This is a genomic window from Kitasatospora sp. NPDC054768 (genome assembly GCF_053612025.1).
The window spans coordinates 19,634-28,244 of record NZ_JBSHBN010000121.1 but is presented as its reverse complement, the minus strand read 5'-3'; the positions used below and the strand labels follow the sequence as shown (position 1 = coordinate 28,244).

General features: G+C 76.1%; 1 protein-coding gene and 1 pseudogene. Both read left to right on the top strand.

The features are described from left to right. Positions 1 to 25: 25 nt before the first annotated feature. Positions 26 to 6,628: pseudogene (locus ACWGKU_RS29035) on the top strand (SDR family NAD(P)-dependent oxidoreductase); the annotation flags it as partial. Further along, entirely contained in the window at positions 6,602 to 8,608 is a 2,007-nt protein-coding gene (locus ACWGKU_RS29030) for a type I polyketide synthase (RefSeq protein WP_452191629.1), read from the top strand. The pseudogene ACWGKU_RS29035 and the gene ACWGKU_RS29030, both read left to right, overlap by 27 nt. Positions 8,609 to 8,611: the final 3 nt, after the last annotated feature.

Sequence of the window (8,611 nt, the reverse complement as noted above, 5' to 3'; positions counted from 1 at the left end):
GGCGGAGATCGGTGACCGCCTGGACGTGGCGGCCGTCAACGGGCCGCGTTCGGTGGTGGTTTCCGGCCCCGTCGAGGTGGTCGAGGAGTTCGCGGCCCGCTGGAAGGCCGAGGGCCGCAAGACCAGCCGGTTGACGGTCTCGCACGCCTTCCACTCGGCGCTGATGGAGCCGATGCTGGCCGAATTCGCCTCGGTGCTGGCCGGGTTGACCTTCGCCGAGCCGCGTATCCCGGTCGTCTCGAACCTGACCGGCGGGATCGCCGAGCCGGGCCTGCTCACCACCCCCGACTACTGGGTCCGCCAGGTCCGTGAGGCGGTCCGCTTCGCCGACGGCGTCGACACCGTTCGTCGCCAGGGCGTCACCCGCTACGTTGAGCTGGGCCCGGACGCGGTGCTGAGCGGCCTGGCCGGACAGGCGGTTGCCGAGGCCGTGTTCGCGCCGCTGCTGCGCCGTGAGCGGGAGGAGTCGGGCACCGCGCTGACCGCCCTGGCCCGGCTCTGGACGGCCGGCGCGGACGTCGACTGGCGGGCCGTGCTGCCGGCCGGCCGACGGCTCGAACTGCCGACGTACGCCTTCCAGCGCGAGCGCTACTGGCCGCGCCCGGCCGTCCGGTCCGGCGACGCCGGTTCGGTCGGCCAGCTGTCGGCCGGCCATCCGATGCTCGGCGCCGCGGTTCAACTGGCCGGAGACAACGGCCTTTTGCTGACCGGACGGCTGTCGCTCGCCACCCACTCGTGGCTCGCGGACCACGCTGTCCAGGGCCAGGCGCTGGTGCCGGGGACGGCCTTCGTGGACATGGCGTTGCGCGCGGGCGAGCAGATCGACCGCCCGGTCCTGGAGGAGCTGGTGCTCCAGGCGCCGCTGCCGCTGCCCGAGCAGGGCGGCGTGCACCTCCAGGTGCGGGTGGCGGCCCCGGGCGAGGAGGGCGACTGCCGGGTGGAGATCCACGCCCGGCCGGACGCCGGTGGGACCGCGCCGTGGATCTGCCACGCGGTGGGAACCCTGACCGCGCAGGAGCGGGCGCCGGAGTTCGATCTGGCCGCCTGGCCGCCGGCCGGTGCCACGGCGCTGCCGCTGGAGGGTTTCTACGAGGCTCTGGCCGAGGTCGGGTACGGCTACGGTCCGGTGTTCCGGGGTCTGGGTGCGGCCTGGCGGGTGGGTGAGACCGTCTACGCGGAGGTCGCGCTGCCCGAGGCGGTGGCGGGTGAGGCGGGCGGTTTCGGTCTGCACCCGGCGCTGCTGGACGCGGCGCTGCATGTCAGCGGCCTGGTCGAGGCCGAGGGTGGGGCGACGCGACTGCCCTTCGCCTGGACCGGCGTCCAGTTGCACGCCGTCGGAGCGTCCGCGCTGCGCGTCGCGGTGAGTCCGGCGGCCGACGGTGTGGCGATCCTGGCGGCCGACGAACTCGGCGCTCCTGTCGCGTCCGTGGGCTCCCTGGTACTGCGGGAGGTTTCGGCGGAGGCGCTTCGGCCGGTCGGTGAGGGTGGGCCGGAGGCGTTGTTCGCGGTGGACTGGGTGCCGGTTCCGGTGCCGGTTCCGGCGGTTGCGGAGGGTGTGGGTTCGTCGGAGTGGGTGGCGATCGGTGAGGTCGCCGGTGTGCGGGGGTTCGTCGATGTGGCGGGCCTGGTGGGTGAGTTGGAGGCCGGTGGGTTGGCGGTGCCGCCGGTGGTGGTGCTGCCGGTGCCGGTCGAGGGCGATGTGTATGCGCTGACGGCCCGGGTGCTGGGTGTGGTGCAGGAGTGGCTGGCGGAGGAGCGGTTCGGCTCTTCGCGCCTGGTGGTGCTGACGCGTGGGGCGGTTGCGGTTCCTGCCGCTGGTGGGGCCGATCCGGTGCAGGCGGCGGTGTGGGGTCTGCTGCGTTCGGCGCAGACGGAGAATCCGGACCGGATCGTGCTGGTGGATCTGGATCCGGCGGGTGGTTCGGAGGGGTTGTGGCCGGGGGTGGTCGGCGGTGGTGAGCCGCAGGCGGCGATCCGGGGTGGTGAGGTGTCGGTGCCGCGTCTGGTGCGGGCTTCTTCCCTGCAACTGGCGCAGACTCCGGTGGAGTTGGATGCCGATGGCACGGTGCTGATCACGGGTGGTACGGGGACGCTGGGCGGGTTGCTGGCCCGGCATCTGGTGGCTGTGCACGGTGTGCGGCATCTGACCCTGTTGAGTCGTCGTGGTGCGGACAGTCCGGCTGTGAGTGAACTGCTCGCCGGTTTGGGTGAGTTGGGTGCCGAGGTGGACGTGGTCGCGTGCGATGCGGCCGACCGGGCCGCTCTGTCCCGGGTGCTGGACGGTCTGGCCCGTCCGTTGGCGGGTGTGGTGCATGCGGCGGGTGTGCTGGACGACGGGGTGTTCGGTGCGTTGACGCCGGAGCGTCTGGCGGCGGTGCTGCGTCCGAAGGTGGATGCGGCGCTGAATCTGGACGAGTTGACGGCGGATCTGGAGCTGCCGTTGTTCGTGCTGTACTCGTCGGTGGCGGCGACGTTCGGTTCGGGTGGGCAGGCCAACTACGCGGCCGCGAACGCCTTCCTGGACGCGCTGGCGGCCCGTCGCACGGCTGCGGGCCGGGCGGGCCAGTCGCTGGCGTGGGGCCTGTGGGAGCAGGCCAGTGAGCTGACCGGTCATCTCTCCTCGGCACGCAGCGGCTCGGGCATGCCCACCGCGCAGGCCCTGGCCCTGTTCGACCGGGCGATCACCCTGCCCGTACCGCACCTCCTGCCGGTGACCCTCGACCTCCGGGCGCCCCGGACGGGCGGGATCCCCCCGCTGTTCCGCGCCCTGGTGCGGGCCCCGAGGAGCCGCGCCGCCGAGCGCGGTGCCGGCGGCCGGGCCGCGGCGCTGGAGCAGCTGCGCGGCCTGGACGCCGAGCAGCGCCGTGCGCGCCTGCTGGACCTGGTGCGGGCCCACGTGGCGACCGTGCTCGGCCACGCCGGGGTGGACGCGGTCGGTGCGAAGCAGGCCTTCAAGGACCTCGGGCTGGACTCGCTGACCGCCGTGGAACTGCGCAACGGGCTGAACGCCGCGACCGGGCTGCGGCTGCCCGCGACCCTGGTCTTCGACTACCCGACCCCGGACGCCCTGGCCGACCACCTCGCCGAGGCGCTGTCCGAGCGGGTGGCGCAGGCCCCCGCCCCGACCGCGCCCGTCCTCGCCGCGAACGCCGACGAGCCGATCGCGATCGTCGGCATGAGCTGCCGCTACCCCGGGGGCGCCAACGACCCCGAGCAGCTGTGGCGGCTGCTGGCCGAGGGCTTCGACGGGGTGACCCCGTTCCCGGCGGACCGCGGCTGGCGGGTCGGGGACGCGTCCTACGCTCCGCGCGGCGGCTTCCTGGACGACGTCGCGGGCTTCGACGCCGAGCTGTTCGGGATCTCGCCGCGCGAGGCCCTGGTGATGGACCCGCAGCAGCGCATCCTGCTGGAGGCCTCCTGGGAGGCCTTCGAGGCGGCCGGACTGGTCGCCCCGGAGCTGCGCGGCTCCCCGACCGGCGTGTTCGTCGGGGCGTACGCCTCAACCTACGGTGTGGGCGCCCAGCTCCCGCCCGGCGCGGAGGGCTACCTGCTGACCGGGACCTCGATGAGCGTGGTCTCCGGCCGGGTGGCGTACACCTTCGGCCTGGAGGGCCCGGCCGTCACGGTGGACACCGCGTGCTCCTCCTCCCTGGTGGCGATGCACCTGGCGGCGCAGGCGCTGCGGCGGGGCGAGTGCGAGCTGGCGCTGGCCGGCGGCGTGGCCGTCCTGGCCGGTCCGAACATCTTCGCCGAGTTCGACCGGCAGGGCGGACTGGCCTCCGACGGCCGGTGCAAGCCCTTCGCCTCGGCGGCGGACGGCACCACGTGGTCCGAGGGCGTCGGGGTGCTGGTGCTGGAGCGGCTCTCCGACGCGCTGCGCAACGGCCGTGAGATCCACGCGGTGATCCGCGGCAGCGCGGTCAACCAGGACGGCGCCTCCAACGGGCTCACCGCCCCCAACGGGCCGTCCCAGCAGCGGGTGATCCGGCAGGCGCTGGCCGACTCCCGGCTGCTCGCCGCCGAGGTGGACGCGGTCGAGGCGCACGGCACCGGCACCAGCCTGGGCGACCCGATCGAGGCCCAGGCGCTGCTGGCGACCTACGGCCAGGACCGGCCGGCCGACCGGCCGCTGTGGCTGGGCTCGATCAAGTCCAACATCGGCCACACCCAGGCCGCGGCCGGCGTGGCGGGCGTCATCAAGATGGTGCAGGCGATGCGCCGCGGTGTCCTGCCCGCCACCCTGCACGTGGACGAGCCGACCCACCACGTGGACTGGTCGGCCGGGGCGGTCGAGCTGCTGACCGAGCCGCGCCCCTGGCCCGAGGCCGACCGGCCGCGCCGCGCGGGCGTCTCCTCCTTCGGCATCAGCGGCACCAACGCGCACATCATCCTGGAGTCCGCCCCGAGCCCGGCCGGGCCGACCACCACGGGCCACGGCCCGATGGAGCCGATCGGCGCGGGCCGCGGACCGGCGGGGCCGACGACCATGGGCGAGGGCCCGGTGGTGTGGCCGCTCTCCGGTGGGACCCAGGCCGCCCTGCGTGAGCAGGCGCGCTCCCTGCGCGCCCACCTCGCGGCGGCGCCCGCACCCGAACCGGCCGACGTGGCATGGTCGTTGGCCACCACCCGGGCCGAACTGGAGCACCGGGCCGTCGCCGTCGGACGGGACGGCGCGGACCTGCTGCGCCAGCTCGACCGGCTCGCGGCCGAGGAGGCGGCACCGGCGGCCCCGGGCGGCCCCGGGCGACTCGCCTTCCTCTTCACCGGGCAGGGCGCGCAGCGGGCCGGGATGGGCCGGGGGCTGTACGAGGCCTCCCCGGCGTTCGCGGCGGCGTTCGACGCGGTCTGCGCGGAGCTGGACCGGTGGCTCGACCGGCCGGTCAAGGACGTGGTCTTCGAGGGCGTCGACCTGGACCGGACGATGTGGGCGCAGGCCGGCCTGTTCGCCGTCGAGGTCGCCCTGTACCGCTGGGCGGAGTCCTGCGGCCTGGTCCCGGACTTCCTGCTGGGCCACTCGATCGGCGAGGTGGCCGCCGCCCATGCGGCGGGCGTGTTCTCCCTCGCCGACGCCTGCGCCCTGGTGGCCGCGCGCGGCCGGCTGATGCAGGCGCTGCCCGAGGGCGGCGCGATGCTCGCCGTGCAGGCCACCGAGGCCGAGGTGCGTTCGGAGATCGGTGACCGGCTGGACGTCGCCGCCGTCAACGGCCCGACCTCGGTGGTGGTTTCGGGTCCGACGGAGGTGGTCGAGGAGTTCGCCGGGCGCTGGGCGGCCGAGGGCCGCCGGACGAGCCGGCTGACCGTCTCGCACGCCTTCCACTCGGCCCTGATGGAGCCGATGCTGGCCGAATTCACCGAGGTGCTGGCCGGGTTGACCTTCGCCGAGCCGCGGATCCCGATCGTCTCCAACCTGACCGGCGCGGTGGTCGACCCCGGGGAGATCCGGACGCCCGGGTACTGGGCCCGCCATGTGCGCGGCACCGTCCGGTTCGCCGACGGCATCGCGCACCTGGCCGGCCGTGGCGTCACCCGCCACCTGGAGCTCGGCCCGGACGGCGTGCTGTGCGGCATGGCCCAGCAGTCCGTCACCGAGGGCGTGTTCGTCCCGGCGCTGCGCCGCGGCGAACCCGAGGAGGCCGGGACGGCGCTGCGCGCGCTCGGCCGGCTCTGGGCGGCCGGCGTCGAGGTCGACTGGCCGGCCGTGCTGCCGGCCGGACGCCGGGTGCCGCTGCCGACCTACGCCTTCCAGCGGACCAGGTTCTGGCTGGAGCCCGCCACCGGCGTGGGCGACGTGGGCGGCGTCGGCCAGAGCGCGGCGGACCACCCGCTGCTCGGCGCGACGGTCGCGCTGGCCGGCGGGGACGAGGTGCTGCTGACCGGAAGGCTGTCGCTCGCCACCCAGCCCTGGCTGGCGGACCACGCCGTCCTCGGCCGGGTGCTGGTGCCCGGGACGGCGTTCGTGGAGATGGCGCTGCGGGCCGGGGAGCAGGTCGGCTCGACGATCCTGCGCGAGCTGCTGGTGCAGTCCGCGCTGCCCCTGCCGGCCACCGGCGGGGTGCAGGTCCAGGTGCGGGTGGCCGCCCCGGAGGAGAACGGCGACCGCCGGGTGGAGATCCACGCCCGGCCGGACGAGGGCGAGGCGCCGTGGGTGCGTCACGCGACCGGCGTCCTGGGCGCCGAGGGCGCGGCGCGGGAACACGACCTCGCGGCGCAGGAGTACGACCTCGCGGCCTGGCCGCCGCCGGGCGCCGAACCACTGGCGCTGGACGGCTTCTACCCGGCCCTCGCCGAGGGCGGGTACGGCTACGGGCCGGCCTTCCAGGGGGTCCGGGCGGCCTGGCGCGAGGGCGCGACGGTCTACGCCGAGGTGGCACTGCCCGAGGAGGCGGCCGCGGCCGCGCCCGGGTTCGGGCTGCACCCGGCGCTGCTGGACGCGGCGCTGCACGTGATCGGCTTCGTCGAGGCCGGTGGCCCGGTGCCCCGTGTGCCGTTCGCCTGGACCGGCGTCCGGCTGCACGCCACCGGCGCCACGGTGCTGCGCGTCGCGGTCACCCCGACCGAGGACGGCGTGCTGATCCGGACCGCCGACGGGATCGGCGCGCCGGTGGCCTCCGTCGACTCGCTGGTGCTCCGCGAGACCGCCGTCGAACAGCTGCCGGAGACCGGTCGACAGCCCGGTCGGGACTGGCTGTTCGCGGTCGACTGGACGCCCGTGCCGATCCTGCCGCCGGTGGACGCCTCCGCGTGGTGGGTGCTCGCCGGGGACGAGACGCCGGCCGTGGCCGGGGTGCCGGGCGAGCGGATCGACTCGCTGGCGGGACTGCCCGCCGGGGCGCAGGCACCCCCGGTGGTGGTGCTGCCCCTCGTGGCCCGTCCCGCCGTCGACGCCACCGCCGCCGACACCGACACCGACACCGATGCCGCCGCCGACACCGTCGGCGACGCGGGTGCCGCGCTCCGGGCGGCCTCCGAGACGCTGGCGACCGTCCAGCAGTGGCTCGCCGACGAGCGGTTCGATTCCTCCCGGCTGGTGGTGCTGACCTCCGGCGCCGTCGACCCGGCCGGCCGGGTGCGCGACCTGCCCGGCGCGGCGGTCTGGGGCCTGCTGCGCTCGGCCCAGTCCGAGCACCCGGACCGGTTCGTCCTGGTCGACGCGGACCCCGCGGACGACGCCTGGCACCCGTACGCGACCGGTGCCGAACCGCAGCTGGCGGTCCGGGACGGGCGGGTGCTGGTGCCCCGTCTGGCCCGGGCGCGGGCCGGCGCCGCAGCGCCGGCCGACACCGCGGCGCGCCCCGGCACGGGAGCGCCGGCCGAACCCGGGGGCACCGTCCTGGTCACCGGCGGCACCGGCGTGCTCGGCGGACTGGTGGCCCGCCACCTGGCCGCGGCGTACGGCGTGCGGCACCTGCTGCTGCTCAGCCGGCGCGGTGCGGACAGCCCCGGAGCCGCCGAACTGACGGCGGAACTGGCCGCACTCGGCGCTCGCGCCGAGGTGGTGGCCTGCGACGCCGCCGACCGCGACGCGCTGGCCCGGGTGCTCGCCGCGATCCCGGCGGAGCGCCCGCTGCGCGGGGTGGTGCACACCGCCGGCGTGCTGGACGACGGCGTGGTCGAGTCGCTGACGCCCGACCGGGTCGCCACCGTGTTCCGTCCCAAGGCCGACGCGGCCGTCCACCTGCACGAGCTGACCGCGGGGACGGACCTGGACCTGTTCGTGCTGTTCTCCTCGGCGGCCGGCACCTTCGGCTCGCCCGGCCAGGCGAACTACGCGGCGGCCAACTCCTTCCTGGACGCCCTCGCGGCGCGGCGCCGGGCGCTCGGGCTGCCGGGCCTCTCGCTCGCCTGGGGCGTCTGGGCGGAGGCCAGCGCGATGACCGGGCACCTCGGCGACCGGGCCGCCCGGCTCGGCGACGGGCTGACCGCGGAACAGGGCCTCGCGCTCCTGGACGCGGCGCTGGCCACCGACCGCGCCCACCTGGTACCGGTCCGGCTCGACCTGCCGGCCCGGCCGGGCACCGCCGACAGCGCCGTCCCGGCCCTGCTGCGCGGACTGCTGCCCGGCGGCCCGCGCCGGGCGAGCGCGGCCGCCGACGGCCCCTCGCTGCCGCGGCAGCTGGCCGGCCGCACCCCCGCAGAGCAGGCCCGGATCGTCCTGGACGCCGTCCGGGCGGACGTCGCGCAGGTCCTCGGGCACGCCACGGCGGAGGCCGTCGCGCCCGACCGGGGCTTCGTCGACCTCGGCTTCGACTCGCTCACCGCGGTCGAACTGCGCAACCGGCTGTCCGCCCGAACCGGGCTGCGGCTGCCCGCGACGCTGGTGTTCGACCAGCCGTCGGCCGCCCGGGTCGCCGAGTACCTGACCGGGCGGATCGCCCCGCCGCGCACCTCGGCCGCCTCGCTCACCGACCGGGTGGAGCGGATCGAGGCCGAGCTGGCGGAGGCGGCCGAGGCGGAGCGGATCACGGTGGTCCGGCGCCTCCAGGCGCTGCTGGCCCGCTTCGAGGACGGCGCTCCCGCGGCCGGGTCGCCGGACGTGGTGGCCGGTCTGGACACCGCCACCGACGACGACCTCTTCGACTTCATCGACAAGGAACTGGGCGCCTCGTGACCC